Origin of the sequence: Nocardia jinanensis, assembly GCF_014645735.1 — a bacterium.
GTDB classification, from domain to species: Bacteria; Actinomycetota; Actinomycetes; order Mycobacteriales; family Mycobacteriaceae; genus Nocardia; species Nocardia jinanensis.
The window spans coordinates 309,140-326,158 of sequence record NZ_BMMH01000002.1; the positions used below are offsets into that span (position 1 = coordinate 309,140).

The following is a 17,019-nucleotide window of genomic DNA, read 5'->3' on the forward strand; positions in this document are numbered from 1 at the left end:
TCCAAGGGGTGAGCTGGTGCGCGGCTGAGCCGCGCACCAGCTGGTGGGCCGATCACCGGTCTGTGGGGTTGGGATGTGCTGGCCGGGAATATGATTCGGCCGGGAAGTGGGGCGAGGGTGTCGTAGATCAAGGTTGTGAGCAATGAAATAGACACCCTCGCCACCGCACTCTATGTCACGACCGACGACCTGTTGGCTGCTCGCCCGGATCTCGGGCCGGCTCGGCCGCGGGTAGGGATCGCTCCACGACTGTCGGATGCCGAGCTGGTGACCCTGGCGGTGATGCAGGCTCTGCTCGGGTTCACTTCCGAGTCGAGGTGGTTGCGGTACGCGCACACCCATCTGGGGCATCTGTTCCGGTACGTGCCGAAACAGCCCGGCTACAACAAGCGGCTCCGCAACGCGACGGGCATGATCGTGGCAGTGATCAGGGCGTTGGCGACCGACACAACGCTGTGGACCGATAACGTGTGGCGGGCTGCCGGTCGGGTTCGCACTGACCGGCGCGAAAGCCGACGAACGTGAAACCTTGCTGGGGATCCTGCGGGCCGACCCGGCCCTGGTCGCCGACAGACCTGGTCAAACCATGATCGGAGACAAGAACTACTTCGGGGCAGGATTCGAAACCGAACTCGCCGACGCCGGGGTGAGGTTGCTGCGACCGGCCCGTAAAGGTGAGGCCGAACGTGTGGGCAGTGGCCTGTTCAAGCCGTTGCGGCAAACGATCGAATCGATCAATCAGACCTTGAAAGCCCAGCTCGACCTCGAACGGCACAGCGGTCGCACTGCCGCTGGGGTCACGGTGCGTGTTCTGCAACGCCTGCTCGCGCTGACGGCCGCGATCTGGCACAACGACAAGACCGGTGCCCCGGTCCGCAGATCACTGACCGCCTACGACCACTGACCGGGTACACGGCAGCGCCGTGCACCCGGGTCCCCCTTGGAATAACTCATCTAGAGAGTGCCTCGGGTCGTAGCCACTCGTCGATGGCTGCGATCTGAACCGGTGGCCCGATAGCGGGCTGCGAGTTCGTCGTATCCCATGGCTACCGCACGGTGGCTTCGAGGCGGTGGATCCCGCACTCCACAACGTGACGTTGTCTGTGGATGTCCGGGTCGAAGGCGGGCGGGTGACCACCGGCTCGCCCCTCGGCCCGGCGGTGGCGTAGTTGGTCAGGCCTCGGCCGACAGGGCCGCGATATCGCCAAGGTCCACCGCGACCCCTTGTGCCAGCGCGTCGGACACCAACTCTGCGCCCGAGACGACCAGCGAGATGATGCGCTCCCGGGCGCGCTTGTCGAGCCGATAGAGAGGTCCGGCGAGGCCCAGCGCGCCGACGACCCGGCCGTCGTCGCGGATCGCGGCCGAGACACCCCAGATGCCCTCGTCCACTTCGCCGAAACTCTGCACCCATCCCAGCCCGGCTACGGTGGCGATGTCCGCCTCGATCTGTTCCCTTTCGGCCTCGGGTAGCTGCTGGGTGGCAAGGAAGGCGCGGCGCTCACGGGGCGGCATCGACGCGAGCAGTACCCGGGCGGCTGATCCCCGGTGCAGCGACATGAGCACCCCGGGTTCGAACTGCAGCCGGACCGGGTGTGTGGACTCCGCCCGGTCCAGGCACAGCACGTGGTGGTTGACCCGGGCGACCAGCAGTGTCGTCTCCCCGCTCAGATCGCACACCGCCTCCATCACCGGGCGGGTCGTCTCGGGCAGTGAACCGCGCGCCGCCCGCGCGGCGCGGCCCATCCCGACGGCGGTCCAGGACAGCCGGTACCCGCCCCGGCCGTCCTCTTCCACGAGTTCGTTGTCCCGCAGCGCGGACAGGTAGCGGTAGACCGAGCTGACCGGCAGGCCGAGTTCTGCCGCGAGATCGGCGACGCTGCGCGTGTGCCGGGTCTCGGAGAACGCCAGCAAGATGCGCAGCAGTTTGCGCGAGCTCGACGAGCCGCTGCGGCCGGTGGCCTGATCTTGCTGCGTCACAGCGCGTCCTGCACTCGGGTCGGTTGTGCTCGCTCGGCAGCGGTCACCACGGGAAGACGTTTCGGCACGTCGATGATGGTGGCAGAGCGCGTCCGCGCGATCACGCGCGGGCCCACACCGGTGCCGCATCGCTCTCGGCCGAGCGAGGAAATTCTCGTATTGTGGTAATTGCCTCGGTCAAAGTTTCGCATCCTTATCGGGTTCTTTTCCGGGAAGTTTCGTGTTGACGCCTGCTTAAATGGGTATTGACCAGCGATTTGCCTTTCGCTACCATTCTCACAATGGACATCAGATGTTACCACATTGTGAGAGGATGAATCAGGCGTGCATGGTGACAGGTCGAGCGGCGTGAGTGAATCCACCGTGGTGGTCGCAGGATTCGGCCCGGTGGGTGCGGTCGCGACGCTGGCGCTCGCCAGGGCGGGGGTCGAGGTCACGGTGGTGGACGACGGCATCCAGGTCCGGGGCGACCTCGCCGAGTCACGCGCCTCCACGTTCCACCCCTCCACACTCGAGATGCTCGACGAGCTCGACGTCAGCGAGGCCCTGCACGAGGTGGGGCTGATCGCCGACACCTACCAGTACCGGGACCGCAACGAAGGCGTCGTGGCGCGCTTCGACCTGGCCGCACTGTCCGGGGACACCCGGTTCCCCTACCGCCTGCAGTGCGAGCAGGCGCACCTCGTGCGCATCATCGGCGACCGGATCGCCGGGATGTCCAACGTGTCCTACCTCGACCAGTCCAAGGTCGAGAGTGTCGAGAGCGTGGCGGATGAGGTGCTGACGACGATCGAGGGCCCGCAGGGACGCAGTACGCTGCGCTCCCGCTGGCTGCTCGGCGCGGACGGGGCGCACAGCGCAGTCCGGCGCTCGCTGGGTATCGGGTTCACCGGCATGACCTACCCCGAACAGTTCATGGTCGTGTCCGTCGAGGACGACCTCACCGAGACGCTGCCCGACATCGCGGCCGTCAACTACGTGTCGGACCCCGACGACTGGTGCGTTCTGCTGCGGACCCCCCGGCATTGGCGCGTGCTCTACCCCATCGGCCTGGACGCGGCCGAGACCGAGCAGCAGGAGGACCGGGTGCAGCGGCGGCTCGCGGAGATCGCCCCGCGCCCCGGTGGCTACCGCATCGCCCACCGCCGCGTCTACCGCGTGCACCAGCGGATCGCCGAACGCTTCCGGCAGGGGCGGGTGTTGCTCCTCGGCGACGCCGCGCACATCAACAACCCGCTCGGCGGGCTGGGGATGAACAGCGGCATTCACGACGCGATCGCGGCCGTGGCCACCGTGCGGGCGGCCGACCGCGGTGACACGGAGGCGATCGCCGAGTACGACAGCGCCCGCCGGGCGGTCGCCCACGACTTCGTCCGCACGGTCACCCATCGCAACTACCAGCGGCTGTCGGCGGTGGACGACGCCGACCGGCTGCGTGATCAGCAGGAGATGCGGCAGATCGCCGGCCACCCCGAGCTGACCCGCCGCTACCTGTTGCGCACCTCGATGCTCGACGCCACCGCCGCGCCCTGAGCGCGCGGCGCGCCCGCGCCACCTGATCCACCTGATCCACCCGGTCCCCGGTCACCACAGTCCAGAAGAACCGCTCCACACCGCTGAGAAGGGATATCCGATGCCCCGCGTCGCCACTCACGAGACGACCTACCTCACCCCGCCCGTCTTCGACTCGGTCGGGGAGGAGCGCGAGGACCGCAAGATGCGGCTTGTCGCCGCGCTGCGCGTGTTCGCCCGTTACGGTTTCAACGAGGGGATCGCCGGACACATCACGGTTCGCGACCCCGAGTTCCCGGACACGTTCTGGGTCAATTCCTTCGGCACCCACTTCGCGTTGATCTGCGTCGAGGACCTCATCCGCGTGGACTCCACCGGTGAGATCGTCGAGGGGGCGGGCCTGGTGAACTCCGCGGCCTTCGTCATCCACTCGGCCATCCACGAGGCCCGCCCCGACGTGATCGCCGCCGCACACGCCCACGCCGTCTACGGCAAGACCTGGTCCTCCTACGGCGAGCTGCTGCAGCCGCTCACTCTCGACGCCTGCGCTTTCTACGAGGACCACGCCATCTGCGACCAGTTCAACGGCAATGTCGTCAACCCCGAGGACGGGAAGGATGTCGCCGCCGCACTCGGCTCGACGAAAGCGGTGATCATGCAGAACCACGGCAATGTGACCGTCGGCGCGTCGGTGGACGAGGCGGCCCACTGGTTCATCCATATGGACAACGCCTGCCACGCGCAGCTGCTCGCTCGTTCCTGCCGGGGCGAGCCCCGGCTCGTGCCCGCCGAGACCGCGCGCCGCACGCGCAACCAGGTCGGCAACGCGCAGGAGGGCTTCACCCAGTTCCAGCCCCTGCTGGAGTGGATCAAGGCCACCGACCGCCCGCTGTACCGCACGGCCACCGAGGTGACGGCGTGACGGCGGCGCGCACCGGAGCGGGCGCCCACCGCGGATACGTGACGAACAGCCTGCAGCCGCGCGAGGTGCGCCCGGGCCTGTTCTGGCTCGGCGGCTGCTCCAACAGCGCGGGCTGGCCCGGCAAGGAGGAGCGGCCCGCGGTGCACGAACCGCTGTCCTGCTACCTCGTGCTCGGCAGCGAGCGGACCGTGCTGGTCGACCCAGGCCATCCCGGGCTCTGGTACGCGTTGCGCGAGCAGCTGCCGCAGGCGCTCGGCGGCCGCCCGCTCGACTACGTGTTCCCGACCCACCCCGAGCCCGCGCACGCCGGGAACCTCACGCGGGTCTGGCACATGTACCCCGACGCCGAGATCGTCGGCGATGTCCGCGACTACTGGATGTTCCACCCCGAGATCCCCCGGGAGCGTTTCCGCCCGATGGGCCCCGGTGAGTCGGTGTCGCTCGGGGACTCGGACTTCGTCGTGGTCGACGCGGTCTGGCGGGACCTGCCGGCCACGGCGTGGGCCTACGAGACGGGCCACCGCGCGTTGTTCGCCGCGGACGGGCTCGGCTACCTCCACCTGCACGAGGAGGAGGTGTGCGGCTTGATGTCGCACGAGCTGCCCGACGCCGCGGCCGCTACCAAGCCCCGCCGGTTCGCGTTGCGCGGGCCCTTCCACTGGATGCGCCACCACGACATGCGCACCAGCAGTCCTGCTCTGCGCGCGCTGCTGACCCAGTACCCCAGCGACGTCATGTGCTCCGCGCACGGCGCGCCCATCACCGACGCCGACGATTTCGTGGAAGCGCTGATCTCCGCCGTGGAACGCGGCGAGATGGGCGGCTCCCTCACCACCGGCCTCGGCGACTGACCCGGCCGACAGCACCCCTGCACAGGAGAACACCGATGACAAACGAGGACTCCGTCCTGATCTCCACCGGGATCGGCGCCTGGTCGATCGAGGCCGTCTCGGCCCGCTACCCGGGCGTCCGGATCGGCGAGCTGTCCGAGCACGCCGCGACGGCCGCCGCGGACACCGGCGCCCGCCGCGTGGCGCTGATCGGCCCCCGCCCCCCGGCCGACGGGGATCGGGCGGCCTGGGAACGCGTCGTCCTCGACGCCGAGTGGGTGCACGTGACCTCGGCCGGGATCGATGCCATCCCGCTGGACCTGCTCCAGGGCAAGGTCGTCACGTGCGGCCGGGGTGGCGGCTCGGGCCCGATCGCCGAGTACGTCGTGGCCGCGCTGCTGTCGGACTGGAAGGGCTTCACCGACATCGCGGCCGGGGTCGCGCCGGAGACGCGGGTCGCCGCGGGCAGCACGGTCGGCTTCGTCGGCTTCGGCGAGATCGCCCGTGCCACTGCCGCGCGGCTCGCCGCGTTCGACGTCGACATGGTCGCCGTCCGGCGTACCGGAACCGAGCTCGAGCACGGGGTGCGGCGGGTCGGCTCGCTGGAGGAGCTGCTCCCGCTCGCCGACGCGCTGGTGCTCGCGGTGCCGCTGACCGACCAGACCCGCGGGATGATCGGCCCGGCCGAGTTCGCGGCCATGTCCGCCGGTGTGCACCTGGTGAACGTGGCCCGGGGGCCGGTCGTGCAGACCGACGCCCTCATCGAGGCCCTGCACCGGGGCACCGTGCGGCGGGCCACACTCGACGTCACCGACCCCGAGCCGGTACCGGACGAGCACCCGCTGAAGAAGTTCCCCCAGGTCACACTCACTGGCCGGATCGCAGGGAACAGTCCCGGCGTGCAGGAGCGCATCATGCGCCGCTTCGGCCACAACCTCGGCGCGTTCCTCTCCGGGGAACCGATGCAGGGGGCCGTGGATCTGGCTGCCGGTTACTGAGCCCGAACGAGCCAACCGACGCCGCTCGCCGAGCGCGCCCGAGATCGAATGAAGGATGACACCTTGACCCAGATGCTGAACAGCACCGGAGCCCACCGGACCTCCTCGCCGGCCGAGCAGTCCGGTCCACTGGAGCTGATCGAGGGCCACCTCTACCGCATCGGCAGCGAGGTGCCGATCGACCGTATCAGCTGGATCCCCGAGGGTGTCACCGGGACCGAACCGCTGAACTGCTACGCCTTCGTCGGCGATGCCGAGTTCTTCATGGTCGACACCGGGGCGGAGATCTCGGCGCCGGCGGTGCGCGACGCACTCGGCGCGCTGCGTGGTGACCGGGAACTCTGGGTGCACCTCACCCGCAACGAGCACGAGTGCATCGGCAACCTCGAGACGGTGCTCACCGCGCGTGCCCAGCCGAAGCTGGTCTTCGGCAGCGGCGGCGGCATCCTCGAGTGGCTGCTCGAGCCCACCGCCGACGGCCTCGGCGCGGAGAACATGATCGGCAAAGTCGAGATGGTACTGGCGCCCAACGGGCAGACCCTGCACACGCCGGGCGGCCTGCGCTTCCACTGGATCGACGCGCCGGTGAAACTCATGTTCCTGACCCAGTGGGCCTACGAGGAGACCAGCCGCACCCTGTTCACCTCGGACTTCTTCGCCTGGCAGCACCTGCACTCACCCGAGCACGGCGTGGTCCTCACCGACCCCGCCGAGCTCTCCGGCCCGCGCCAGGTGGCCGCGGAGATCCGGTCGCGCGTGGGCTGGCTGCCCGGCGCGGCGCTGCCCGACCTCGCTCAGGACCTGCGCGCGGTCGTCGAGCGGTACGAGGTAGACCGGCTCGCCCCGGTGCACGGACGGATCCTCGAGGGCCGCGATGTGGTCGCTCGCGGTGTCGATATCGCGTGCGAGGCGCTCGACCTGCTCGTCCGCGGCGCCTGAGCCCCGGCGCCACCCGCACGACCGACCTCCCCGCCACCCGCCACCCGCCACCCGCCACCCGCAATCACTGCGAGAACGGAGGACGAACCCGTGCCACCACCGCACACCCCCACCACCGGTCTCTCGCCGGCCGAGGTGCTCGCACCGTCGCGCTGCGCGCTCCTGGTCATCGACATGCAGAACGACTTCGTCGATCCGGGTGGAGCGTATGCCCGCGCCGGGGACGACGTGGCACCGGCGCGCTCGGTGATCGAACCGATCGCCGGGACGATCGCCGCGGCGCGGGCCGCGGGGGTGCCCGTGCTCTTCGCCGCCAACACCACCCTCCCGGACGGACGCAGCGACTCCCCGGCCTGGACCTACTTCAAGAACTTCGCCCGGCCCGATCTCGACGGCCCCTACACCGTGCCCGGCACCTGGGGCTGGGAGATCATCGCCGAACTCGCGCCCGCCGAGGACGAGGACATCGTCCGCAAACACCGCTCCAACGCCTTCGTCGGGACCGACCTCGACATGCTCCTGCGCAGCCGCGGCGTCGAGACCCTCGTCAGCTGCGGCGTGGTCACCAACGGCTGCGTGGAGGCCACCGTGCGGCACGCCGCATTCCTCGACTACTACAGCGTGCTCGTCCGCGACGCGTGCGCATCCTCCTCTCCGGCCCTGCACGACGCGGCGCTGCAGTTGCTCGGCGCCCGACACGACCTGGTCACCGCCGAGGACGTTCAGAAGATTTGGGAGTACTCATGAGCAAGGTGGACGTACTCGTCCGTGGCGGCGAGGTCGTCTCGTCCGCGGGCGTGCAGCGCCTCGACATCGCGATCGACGGCGGCCGGATCGTCGCACTCGGGCAGGACATCGGGGCCGAGGCGCGCGAGACCGTGGACGCGGCCGGCTGCCTCGTGCTGCCCGGTGTCGTCGACGCGCACACCCATCCGGTCTACGCCGACGACATCGAACGCACCTCGGCGGCCGGTGCCGCGGCGGGCGTCACGACGCTGCTCGCCTACGTCGGGGCGTTCCCGTCGTGGGGTTTCGAGAAGGCGGCCGTGCACGAGGTCGTGTCGCGGGTGATCGAGGACTGGCAGGGCCGCCCGGTCGGCGACTTCGGCCTGCACGTCGCGTTCGACTCCGTCGACGACGTGGCCGCGGAGGTCCCGCGGCTCACCGAGCTCGGGGTCTCCTCCTACAAGTTCTTCCTCGCCTACCGCAAGCGCGGGATGATGGTCGACGACCGGGCACTGCTGGCCGGGATGACCGCCATCGCGCAGGCCGGCGGCATCGTCGCCGTACACGCCGAGAACGGCGACGGCATCGACCACCTCGAGTCGCAATACTGGGACCGGCCGGACCTGCCCGACAGCGCGTTCCTCGCCTGCCGGGGGCATCTGCTGGAGGCAGAGGCCATCCTGCGCGTCATCGCGCTCGCGCAGACCACCGGGGTGGCGCTCTACATCCCGCACGTGGCCGCGGGCTCGGGCATGGAGGTCGTCGAGCTGGCCCGGCGCACGTCCGGGGTCCCGGTGTGGATCGAGACCTGTCCGCACTATCTGGTGCTGACGAACGACGAGGTGCTCCAGCACGGTGCGCTGGGCAAGATCGCCCCGCCGCTGCGGCACGACTCCGACCGCGAGTCGCTGTGGGACGCGGTCGCCGCCGGCGGCGTGCAGGTCGTCGGGACCGACCACGCCGGGCGCACCCGCGCGATGAAGGCCGAGGGTGTCAATATCCTGCAGGCTCCGTTCGGCGCCGAGGGCATCGAGCACCTGCTGCCGCTCGTGTACGGGCTCGGTGTCCGGACCGGCAGGCTCGGGATCGAGCGCATGGTGCAGGTGCTCTCGGAGAACCCTGCCGACATCTTCGGGCTGTCCCCGCGCAAGGGCCGGATCGCCGTCGGTGCCGACGCCGACCTGGTCCTGCTCGACCCCGGCGGCACCACCCGCTGCGCGGCGGAGGACCACCTCGGCGCCAGCGACTATTGCCTCTACGAGGGCATCGAGCTGCCCGGCGCGGTGCGCCGCACCATCCGCAGGGGCGTCACGATCGCCGTCGACGGCGCGCTCGTCCCCGGTGTCTCCGGCGGCGAGTACCTCGCCCGCTCGGGTTTCCACGTGCGGCCGATCCCGCGCATCGACGAGGTTTGCGACGATCTCCGTGAGATCGAGGTCGTACCGTGACCGGCTCCCGCGGGCCGGGCCGCACCGGTAGCCGCCCCGCGCGCACGGCCGAGCTGTGCGCCGCTGTACTGACCTGCCTCACGCTGGTGGCCGGATGCGGCCGCGCGCAGGTCACCGCCACGGACGCCGAGCTGGTCATCGCGGTGCCCACCATCTCCGCCACCGCCGACACCCAGAACCTCTCCAGCGGGCTCACCGCCATCAACGGGCTCGTGCAGTACACCCGCGGGCTGCTGGAGTTCGCGCCGCTGGCGAGCGACGCCACCGGCTTCGGTTCCCTCACCGACGCCTTCTCCTCGTCGCTCGCGAGCTCCGTGCGCCTCACCGCGGAGGGACCGGTGTTCACGCTCGCCGACGTGCGCGCGCCCAGCGGCAACCGGCTCAGCCCGGACGACGTCGTGTACACCTACAAGCGCAACCTCGCGCTGAAGGACGGTATCGGCAAATCGCTGCTCTTGCAGGCCGGGGTGGACCTCGGGAACCCGGTGACCGTGCTCGGGCCGGACGAGGTGCGGGTCAACGCGACCAACCGGCTCTACGGCCTCCCCGTCTCCTTCTACACCCTCGCCATCCTGGACAGCCGCACGGTGCAAGAGCACGCCACTGCGGCGGACCCGTGGGCCCAGACGTGGATGTCGACGCATTCGGCCACCTACGCGCCGTACCAGGTCAGTGAGTTCCGGCCGGGGCAGCGGCTCGCGCTCACGGCCAACCCGAACTGGCCGGTCACCCCGCCCTACAGCCGGCTGACCCTGGTGCCCTCGGCCGCCCCCGCCCAGCTGGTGGGGACCTCGAGCGTCGATGCCGGGTACTGGCTGCCCACCGCACAGGCGCATCTGCTGGCCGACCAGCAGCGGGCGTCGGTCGATTCGGTGCCCACGCTGTCGCAGGACCTGCTCTCGCTCGACCAGAGCTTCCCGCCGTTCGCCGACGAGCGGGTCCGCCAGGCCATGTCGCTGACCATCGACCGCGCCGCGCTGCTGCGCGGACCCTACTTCGGCTTCGGCAGTCCCTCCCGCGGGCACATCACCACCAGCCTGCCCGTGATGGACGGGTTCACCGGGGCGCACGTGACCTACGACCTCGCACAGGCGAAGGCCCTGATGGCCGCGAGCGGCTTCCCGGACGGGTTCGCCATGAACCTGACGATCAACGCGGGCACCTCGCGCTCGGTCGACGTCCAGTCGGTGGCCGTGGCTCTGAAGTCGATGCTGGCCGACGTCGGTATCGACGTGACGATCCAGAACGTGGCCAACCCGGCGGAGTTCAAGAGCGGGCGGACGGGCCGCAGCTACCACGCCTACCTGTGGAGCACGGGACCGACCATCCCCGACGCCGTCTACGGGCTCGACAACGCCTACGCGAGCGACGGCGGCGCGAACTACGTCAAGGCCGCCGACGCGCCGCTGGACGCGGACCTCGCCGAGGCCGTCGCCGCTGCGACCGGATCGGCCGAGCAGGACGCGGCGGCACAGGCGGCGCTGACCCGGCTCGACGAGCTCATGCCCAGCATCCCGCTCGTCGACACCGACGACGTGTACGCCACCACCCCCGGTATCTGCGGTATCGCGCCGTCCGCCCGCGGCACCGTCGACGCCGCCACCCTGACCCCCTGTACATAGCGACAGCGAAGGAGAGCGCCGTGAAATCTCGACCCGTCGATCGTGGGCGTCGTCATCTGATACGCCACCTCGCACTGCGGATCGCCTTCGTCCCGGTGGGCGCGTTCGCCGTGGCCTCCGTGGCGTTCTTCCTGGTCGCCCTGGTGCCCAGTGACCCGGCCCGCGCGGTGCTCGGCGACCTGGCCGCCGAGGAGCAGATCGCCCAGTTCAACACCGAGCACGGCCTCTCGGCGCCTCTGCTCGTGCGCTACGGGCGGTTCGTCGCCGACCTGTTCCACGGCTCCCTCGGCGAGTCCTACTACTCCGGCGGCTCCGTGCTGCAGGAGTCCGCCGAGCACTACATGGCGACATTGGAGATCGTCGTGCTCGGACTCGTCGTCGCGCTCGTCGTGGGCATCGCGCTCGGCGCGCTCGGGGCCTACTTCCGGGGGACGCCCGCCGACAGCGCCTCGCGGTCGGCGGTCGCGGTGCTGCAGGCCATCCCGGACTACGTGGTCGGCCTGCTCGGTGCCCTCGTCCTGGTCTACGCGCTGCCGTTGCTGCCGGTCCCGCTGGGCCAGCTCGGCCCGGCCATCGAGGCGCCACCCCGCGTCACCGGCGCCGCCTTCGTCGACGCGCTGCTCGCGGGGCAGCTGGGCGCGGCGTGGCAGGCCGCGACGCAAATGGTTCTCCCGGTGCTGTCGGTGGGGTTGTTCAGCAGCGTGATGATCGCGCGGACCGTCCGCGCCTCGCTCGCGGAGGCACTGACCGCCCCGGATGCCGAGTTCGCCAGGGCACTCGGCCTGCCCGCCTTCACCGTGGCGCGGATGGCGCTGCGGGCGACCGTGCTGCCGCTCGTGTCCATCACCGGAGTCGTCGTCGGCACCCTGGTCGGCGGTAGCGCCATTGTGGAGCTGACCTTCTCCTGGGACGGCTTCGGGCAGTGGGCGATCGAGGGCATCACCCGCTCCGACCTGCCCGTCACCGTCGGCTTCGTCCTCATCTCAGGCGTGCTGGTCCTGCTGACCTACACGCTGTCCGACGTCCTGATGACGGTGCTCGACCCGCGTCAGCGACGGGTCCGGCCCGCCGACCGGCCGGCCGGTGCGGCACCACTCGCGAGCCCGACGGGAGTACATCCATGACCACCACCGCGGACATCGTCGACCCGGTCGCCGATACCGGCACCGTACCCAGGGCGGGCGCCCCGGCAGGGCGCGCCCGCAAGGTCTCGAGCGGGCGCGGCAGCGTGCTGACCGGCGGCGGGATCATCGTCCTGCTCATCGCCGCGGGCTACCTGCTGCCCCTGCCGCACGACCCCGAGCACCCCTACATCGACACCCCGCTGGCCCCGCCCAACGGCGATTTCTGGCTGGGCACCGACAGCTTCGGCTACGACGTGTTCTCGAGGGTCGTCGCCGCAGCGCGCACCGATATCCCGATCGCGCTCGCCGCGGTGCTCATCGCGGCGGTGATCGGCAGTGCCATCGGCCTTGCGGTGAGTACCTCCTCGCGGTCCTCGGCGTTCGTCATGCGCTGCGTGGACATCAGCCAGTGCCTGCCGGTGACGATCGTGGCGGTCGTCGTCGCGTCCGGGTCCGGCGGCAGCGCGACCGTGCTCATCCTGGCGATCGCGCTCATCAACGTGCCGCTGTTCGTCCGGTCGGTGCGCGCCGGCGCGCTGACGGTCCGCACCCGCCCGTTCGTCGAATCGGCGTCGGCGCTCGGCGTGCACCCCGTCCGCATCGCGGTGCGGCACGTGCTGCCGAACGTGCTGCACCTGGTGCTGGCGCAGCTGTCGATCTCGCTGGGCCTCGGCGTGATCGCCGTCGCGACCCTGAGCTACCTCGGCGTCGGCGTCTCGATCACCACCCCGACCTGGGGCGGGCTCGTCAGCGACGGCGCCGACCTCGTCGCGAGCGGAGTGTGGTGGGTGCTGCTGCCCGCCGTCGCCGCGATCACGCTCACCGTACTGTGCTGCAACCTCGTCGCGGACGGTGTGCAGCGGCTGCTCGCCCGGGAGGGAACGGCATGACGCACTCCACGACCACGACCACGGCGGCGACGGACCCCGCTGCCGCCACCCCGATGCTCTCGGTCCGTGACCTCGAGGTCCGCTACGGCGGCTTGCCGGTGGTGCACGGGGTGGACCTCGAGGTCCACGCCGGCGAGATCCTCGGGCTGATCGGCGAGTCCGGCTCGGGCAAGTCGACGGTCGGCCGCGCGATGCTGGGACTGCTGCCGGCCGGGGGCCGCGTCTCCCGTGGCCGGATCCACGTCGGCACCCCGGACGGCCCCACCGATCTCGTCTCGGCGAGCACCCGGGAGCGGCGCGGGCAGCTCGGGCGCACCCTGGGGCTGATCCCGCAGGGCGCGAACGCCTCGCTCAACCCGGTCATGACCTGCCTGCAGCATTTCCGGGTGGTGCTGCGCAACCGCGGTATCCGCGATCGCGCGCAGATCCGGGAGCGGGCGACGAGCTCGCTGCTGCGGGCCGGCATCCACGATCCCGAGCGGGTGCTCGAGCTCTACGCCCACGAGATGAGCGGCGGCATGGCGCAGCGCGTCGTCGTCGGCCTGGCGATCGTCACCAATCCCAGCGTGCTGATCGCGGACGAGCCGACGAGCGCGCTCGACGTCACCGTGCAGCGCAAGCTGCTCGACAACCTGACCCGCATGGTGCACGAGGAGGGCACGGCCTGCTTGCTGATCAGCCATGACCTCGGCCTGATGGCGCACTACTGCCAGCGGCTGCTCGTGCTCTACCACGGTGTCGTCGTCGAGTCCGGTCCCGCCGCCGAGGTCCTGCACCGGCCCGTCCACCCGTTCACCGCGCGCCTGGTCGCCTCCGTGCCCGGGGCCCGGTCCCGGGCCGCGCACGCGTACCGGGCACCCGGTGCCGGTGCCGACCAGGTGTGCCCGAACCAGGCCTGGTGCGCGCAACCGGATCACGCGACCTGCGGCGAGCGCCGGCTGCCGCTGCGCGAGGTCGGGTCTCGTCACCACGCCCGCACCAGCCCGCAGGAGGACCGATGACCGCGACGATCCGGGCCGAGGCAGGCGGCAGCGTGCCCGACGAGCACGCGCCGCCGGTGGTCGCCGAGCTGTCCTCGGTGCGCAAGTCCTACCACGGCACGGAGGTGCTCGGCGGGATCGACCTGACCATCCGCCGCGGCGACCGGCTGGCCGTCGTCGGGGAGAGCGGCAGCGGCAAGTCGACACTGGCCCGCATCCTGCTGGGGCTGGTGTTCGCCGACCAGGGCTCGGTGAAGACCCTCGGCGTGGACTGGAAGACGCTGCGGCCGAAGGGCCAGCGCGCGCTGCGCGGCCGCATCGGTGTGGTCTTCCAGCAGCCGGTGGAGGCGCTGAGCCCGCGGCTGACGGTCGCGCAGATCCTCGCCGAACCGCTGTCGACCCACCGGCGCGAGCTGGGCCGCCAGGAGATCTCCGCCCGCGCGGCAGGCGCACTCGACCAGGTGCACATGCCGCGGGCGCTGCTCACCCGGCGCCCGGGCGAGCTCAGTGGCGGGCAGGCCCAGCGCATCGCGCTCGCGCGGGCGCTGATCCTCGAACCCGAGCTGCTCGTCATGGACGAGCCGACCTCGGCGCTCGACCCCTCGGTGCAAGCCCAGATGCTCGCGCTGTTCTCCGAGGTCGCCGACCGGGGCGGGTTGTCGTGGATGTTCGTCACCCACGATCTCGGCGTCGCCGTCGACGTGTGCGACCGGATCGCGGTGGTGCGCCGGGGCCACATCGTGGAGGAGGGCCCGGGCCGCCAGACCCTGGACGACCCGCAGCATCCCTACACCCGAGAACTCGTCGGGGCGTCCTTCCACCTGCACGACGACGAGAACGAAAAGGAGCACGGATGACTACGCCGCAGTGCCCGGCCCGGTGCGCGGATTGCGCCGGGGGCGCAGCCGCCGCCGGTGAGCACCCGCAGTATCACGGCGACGCGGGGGTGAGCCGGTGACCTCCCGGCCCGCCCGGCTGCGTGCCGCGCTGAACCGCCCCGGCGGACCGATGCTGCTGCCCGGTGCCCCGAACGCGCTGACCGCCCGCGTCATCGAGGAGGCGGGTTTCGAGGCCGTCTACGTCTCCGGCGCGGGGATCGCGAACACCCACCTGGCCGTGCCCGATATCGGGCTCGTCACGGTGTCCGAGCTGGTCACGCAGGTCGACGCCATGTCCGAGGCGGTCGAGCTGCCGCTCGTGGTCGACGCCGACACCGGCTTCGGCAACGCCGTGAACGTCCGCCGCACGGTCCGGGACCTGGAGCGGGCCGGCGCGGCCGCGATCCAGCTCGAGGACCAGGTGTCGCCCAAGCGCTGCGGGCACTTCGCGGGCAAGGCCGTCATCCCGGTGGCGGAGATGGTCGGCAAGATCCGCGCTGCCGCCGACGCCCGCCGCGACGACGACCTCGTCATCGTCGCCCGCACGGATGCCGCGGCGACCGAGGGTATCGAGTGGGCCTGCGAACGCGCCCGCGCCTACACCGAGGCGGGCGCGGACGTGTTGTTCGTCGAGGCCCCCCGTACCGCCGCCGATCTGCGCTACGTCACCGAACACGTGCCCGGCCTGCATGTGGCGAACATGGTCGAGGGCGGGCTCACCCCGCTGCAGACCCGCCAGGAGCTCGGCGAGCTCGGCTTCGCGGTGGTGCTCTACGCCAACTCCGCGATGCGCGGGGCGGTGACCGGGATGCGGCGGGTGCTCGACCACCTGCTCGAGCACGGGGACACCACCGGCGTCCAGCATTCGCTGATCGACTGGCAGGACCGCCAGCACCTCGTTCGCAAGGAGGAGTTCGACCTGCTCGAGAAGACCTACTCGACCGCGCGGCCGGGTTCGTGACGCGCCGCGCGCGCAGTACACACCGATCAAGGGTCGTGAGGACGATCCACGTACTACGAAGGAGTTCCACATGTCGTTGACCATCCGCCCGCTCGCCGAGACCTTCGCAGCCGAGGTGCGCGGGGTCGACCTGCGCAAGCCGCCGGGCGCGCCGGTCATCCGGGAGATCTACAACGCGTTCCTCGAGCACGGTGTCCTGGTGATCCCCGGGCAGAACCTGACGATCGACCAGCAGCTCGAGTTCGCGTCGACCTTCGGTGAGGTGTGGCAGCTACCCGACCTCGGCGGCAACCACGCGCGCCGCGTGGCCAACCGGGGGATCGACGACGTGTCGAACCTCGCCACCGACGGTGAGGTCGCCGCGCCGGACTCGGAGCGCCTGCAGTTCCAGCTGGGCAACCAGCTCTGGCACAGCGACCTGTCGAACCTGCCCGTGCCCGCGCACGCCTCGATGCTGCACGCCCTCGAGGTGTGCGCGGAGGGCGGCGAGACCCAGTACGCCGACGAGCAGGGTGCCTACGCCGAGCTGTCCGAGGAGCGCAAGGCCGAGCTCGAGGGACTGATCGCCGAGCACAGCATCGCGCACTCCCGGGTGCTGGGCGGTAACAAGAACATCGACGTCGAGGCGCTGAACCGGCTGCTCCCGCCGTCGCCGCAGCCGGTCGTGCGGGTGCACCCGGAGACGGGCAAGAAGACACTGTTCGTCGGTGCTCACGCGGCGCGCATCTTCGGGATGGACGACGAGAAGGGCAACGCCCTGATCCGCGAGCTCGTCGAGTTCTCCACCCGGCCGCACCTCGTCTACACCCACCGCTGGGCCGTGAACGACCTCGTCATCTGGGACAACCGGCGTGTCATGCACCGCGGCCGTCCCTTCGACCAGACGGTCCGCCGCGTCATGCACCGCGCCACCATCAACGGTGACCCCACCATGTCCGACAGCGGCGAGATCCTGATCCCGGACGTCCGGCCGCGCGAGCCCCGCGTGCCCGAGTTCGCCTGAGACCAGCCGCGGTCCGGCCGCGGATGACCAGCGAGTCACCCGCGGCCGGGCCGCCAGGAGGGCGCCTCGGGTGGCAGGTCGAGTTCTGGAGGATCTCTTCGAGGTGGGGCCGTCGGTACGCACCGACGGGGCGCTCGACCCGGTGAAGATCAATCCGATCGCGGCCCGCTGCGACATCCGGTACGAGGAGTCCGCCTAGGTAGCGA

General features: G+C 70.8%; 16 protein-coding genes and 1 pseudogene. 16 read left to right on the forward strand and 1 reads right to left on the reverse strand.

Annotation, left to right across the window (positions count from 1 at the left end):
• The first annotated feature begins 135 nt into the window (after positions 1–135).
• Positions 136–904: pseudogene (locus IEY68_RS37320) on the forward strand (transposase).
• Between the two features lie 269 nt (positions 905–1,173).
• On the opposite strand, the gene IEY68_RS05875 reads toward IEY68_RS37320, so the two are convergent.
• Positions 1,174–1,980: an IclR family transcriptional regulator gene (locus IEY68_RS05875; protein WP_062997088.1), complete on the reverse strand. Its 807-nt coding sequence runs from the start codon at positions 1,978–1,980 to the stop codon at positions 1,174–1,176.
• A gap of 348 nt (positions 1,981–2,328) precedes the next feature.
• Here IEY68_RS05875 and IEY68_RS05880 point away from each other — a divergent pair, with 348 nt between their 5' ends.
• The 15 genes from IEY68_RS05880 to IEY68_RS36710 all read left to right on the forward strand — a co-directional run bounded on the left by IEY68_RS05880 (position 2,329) and on the right by IEY68_RS36710 (position 17,012).
• A complete protein-coding gene (locus IEY68_RS05880) occupies positions 2,329–3,513 on the forward strand; it encodes an FAD-dependent oxidoreductase (RefSeq protein WP_063916226.1) in 1,185 nt (394 codons plus the stop codon).
• A 100-nt stretch (positions 3,514–3,613) separates the two neighbouring features.
• Positions 3,614–4,414 (forward strand): class II aldolase/adducin family protein, encoded by an 801-nt coding sequence (locus IEY68_RS05885; protein WP_062997086.1) that lies wholly within the window; start codon positions 3,614–3,616, stop codon positions 4,412–4,414.
• Complete coding sequence (locus IEY68_RS05890) at positions 4,411–5,265, forward strand: MBL fold metallo-hydrolase (RefSeq protein WP_062997084.1); 855 nt, start codon at positions 4,411–4,413, stop codon at positions 5,263–5,265. Before IEY68_RS05885 ends, IEY68_RS05890 begins: the two co-directional genes overlap by 4 nt.
• 35 nt (positions 5,266–5,300) lie before the next feature.
• Entirely contained in the window at positions 5,301–6,242 is a 942-nt protein-coding gene (locus tag IEY68_RS05895; protein WP_062997082.1) for an NAD(P)-dependent oxidoreductase, read from the forward strand.
• A 63-nt stretch (positions 6,243–6,305) separates the two neighbouring features.
• Positions 6,306–7,181 (forward strand): hypothetical protein, encoded by an 876-nt coding sequence (locus IEY68_RS05900; RefSeq protein WP_189094075.1) that lies wholly within the window; start codon positions 6,306–6,308, stop codon positions 7,179–7,181.
• Between the two features lie 90 nt (positions 7,182–7,271).
• Complete coding sequence (locus tag IEY68_RS05905; protein WP_189094076.1) at positions 7,272–7,928, forward strand: cysteine hydrolase family protein; 657 nt, start codon at positions 7,272–7,274, stop codon at positions 7,926–7,928.
• On the forward strand, positions 7,925–9,355 hold the full coding sequence (locus tag IEY68_RS05910; RefSeq protein WP_062997078.1) for an amidohydrolase family protein: 1,431 nt from the start codon (positions 7,925–7,927) through the stop codon (positions 9,353–9,355). The genes IEY68_RS05905 and IEY68_RS05910 overlap by 4 nt, the downstream gene beginning before the upstream one ends.
• Positions 9,352–10,977, forward strand: coding sequence for an ABC transporter substrate-binding protein (locus tag IEY68_RS05915; RefSeq protein ID WP_062997076.1), 1,626 nt, complete (start codon positions 9,352–9,354; stop codon positions 10,975–10,977). Before IEY68_RS05910 ends, IEY68_RS05915 begins: the two co-directional genes overlap by 4 nt.
• Positions 10,978–10,997: 20 nt before the next feature.
• Positions 10,998–12,101 carry an ABC transporter permease gene (locus IEY68_RS05920; protein ID WP_062997074.1) on the forward strand — a complete coding sequence of 368 codons (1,104 nt, stop codon included), beginning with the start codon at positions 10,998–11,000 and terminating at the stop codon, positions 12,099–12,101.
• Positions 12,098–12,991, forward strand: coding sequence for an ABC transporter permease (locus tag IEY68_RS05925; RefSeq protein ID WP_062997073.1), 894 nt, complete (start codon positions 12,098–12,100; stop codon positions 12,989–12,991). The genes IEY68_RS05920 and IEY68_RS05925 overlap by 4 nt, the downstream gene beginning before the upstream one ends.
• Positions 12,988–13,992 (forward strand): ABC transporter ATP-binding protein, encoded by a 1,005-nt coding sequence (locus IEY68_RS05930; RefSeq protein ID WP_062997071.1) that lies wholly within the window; start codon positions 12,988–12,990, stop codon positions 13,990–13,992. The genes IEY68_RS05925 and IEY68_RS05930 overlap by 4 nt, the downstream gene beginning before the upstream one ends.
• On the forward strand, positions 13,989–14,828 hold the full coding sequence (locus IEY68_RS05935) for an ABC transporter ATP-binding protein (protein WP_062997069.1): 840 nt from the start codon (positions 13,989–13,991) through the stop codon (positions 14,826–14,828). The genes IEY68_RS05930 and IEY68_RS05935 overlap by 4 nt, the downstream gene beginning before the upstream one ends.
• A 97-nt stretch (positions 14,829–14,925) precedes the next feature.
• A complete protein-coding gene (locus tag IEY68_RS05940; RefSeq protein ID WP_229718634.1) occupies positions 14,926–15,810 on the forward strand; it encodes an isocitrate lyase/PEP mutase family protein in 885 nt (294 codons plus the stop codon).
• A gap of 70 nt (positions 15,811–15,880) precedes the next feature.
• Complete coding sequence (locus IEY68_RS05945) at positions 15,881–16,813, forward strand: TauD/TfdA dioxygenase family protein (RefSeq protein WP_062997067.1); 933 nt, start codon at positions 15,881–15,883, stop codon at positions 16,811–16,813.
• Positions 16,814–16,883: 70 nt separating this feature from the next.
• Positions 16,884–17,012 (forward strand): hypothetical protein, encoded by a 129-nt coding sequence (locus IEY68_RS36710; RefSeq protein WP_268241620.1) that lies wholly within the window; start codon positions 16,884–16,886, stop codon positions 17,010–17,012.
• Positions 17,013–17,019: the final 7 nt, after the last annotated feature.

What these genes read in the sequence shown, in the direction of transcription:
- IEY68_RS05885 (WP_062997086.1), top strand. Translation starts at nt 3,614, where the DNA reads ATGCCCCGCGTCGCCACTCACGAGACGACCTACCTCACCCCGCCCGTC.
- IEY68_RS05895 (WP_062997082.1), top strand. Translation starts at nt 5,301, where the DNA reads ATGACAAACGAGGACTCCGTCCTGATCTCCACCGGGATCGGCGCCTGG.
- IEY68_RS05910 (WP_062997078.1), top strand. Translation starts at nt 7,925, where the DNA reads ATGAGCAAGGTGGACGTACTCGTCCGTGGCGGCGAGGTCGTCTCGTCC.
- IEY68_RS05925 (WP_062997073.1), top strand. Translation starts at nt 12,098, where the DNA reads ATGACCACCACCGCGGACATCGTCGACCCGGTCGCCGATACCGGCACC.
- IEY68_RS05930 (WP_062997071.1), top strand. Translation starts at nt 12,988, where the DNA reads ATGACGCACTCCACGACCACGACCACGGCGGCGACGGACCCCGCTGCC.
- IEY68_RS05935 (WP_062997069.1), top strand. Translation starts at nt 13,989, where the DNA reads ATGACCGCGACGATCCGGGCCGAGGCAGGCGGCAGCGTGCCCGACGAG.
- IEY68_RS05945 (WP_062997067.1), top strand. Translation starts at nt 15,881, where the DNA reads ATGTCGTTGACCATCCGCCCGCTCGCCGAGACCTTCGCAGCCGAGGTG.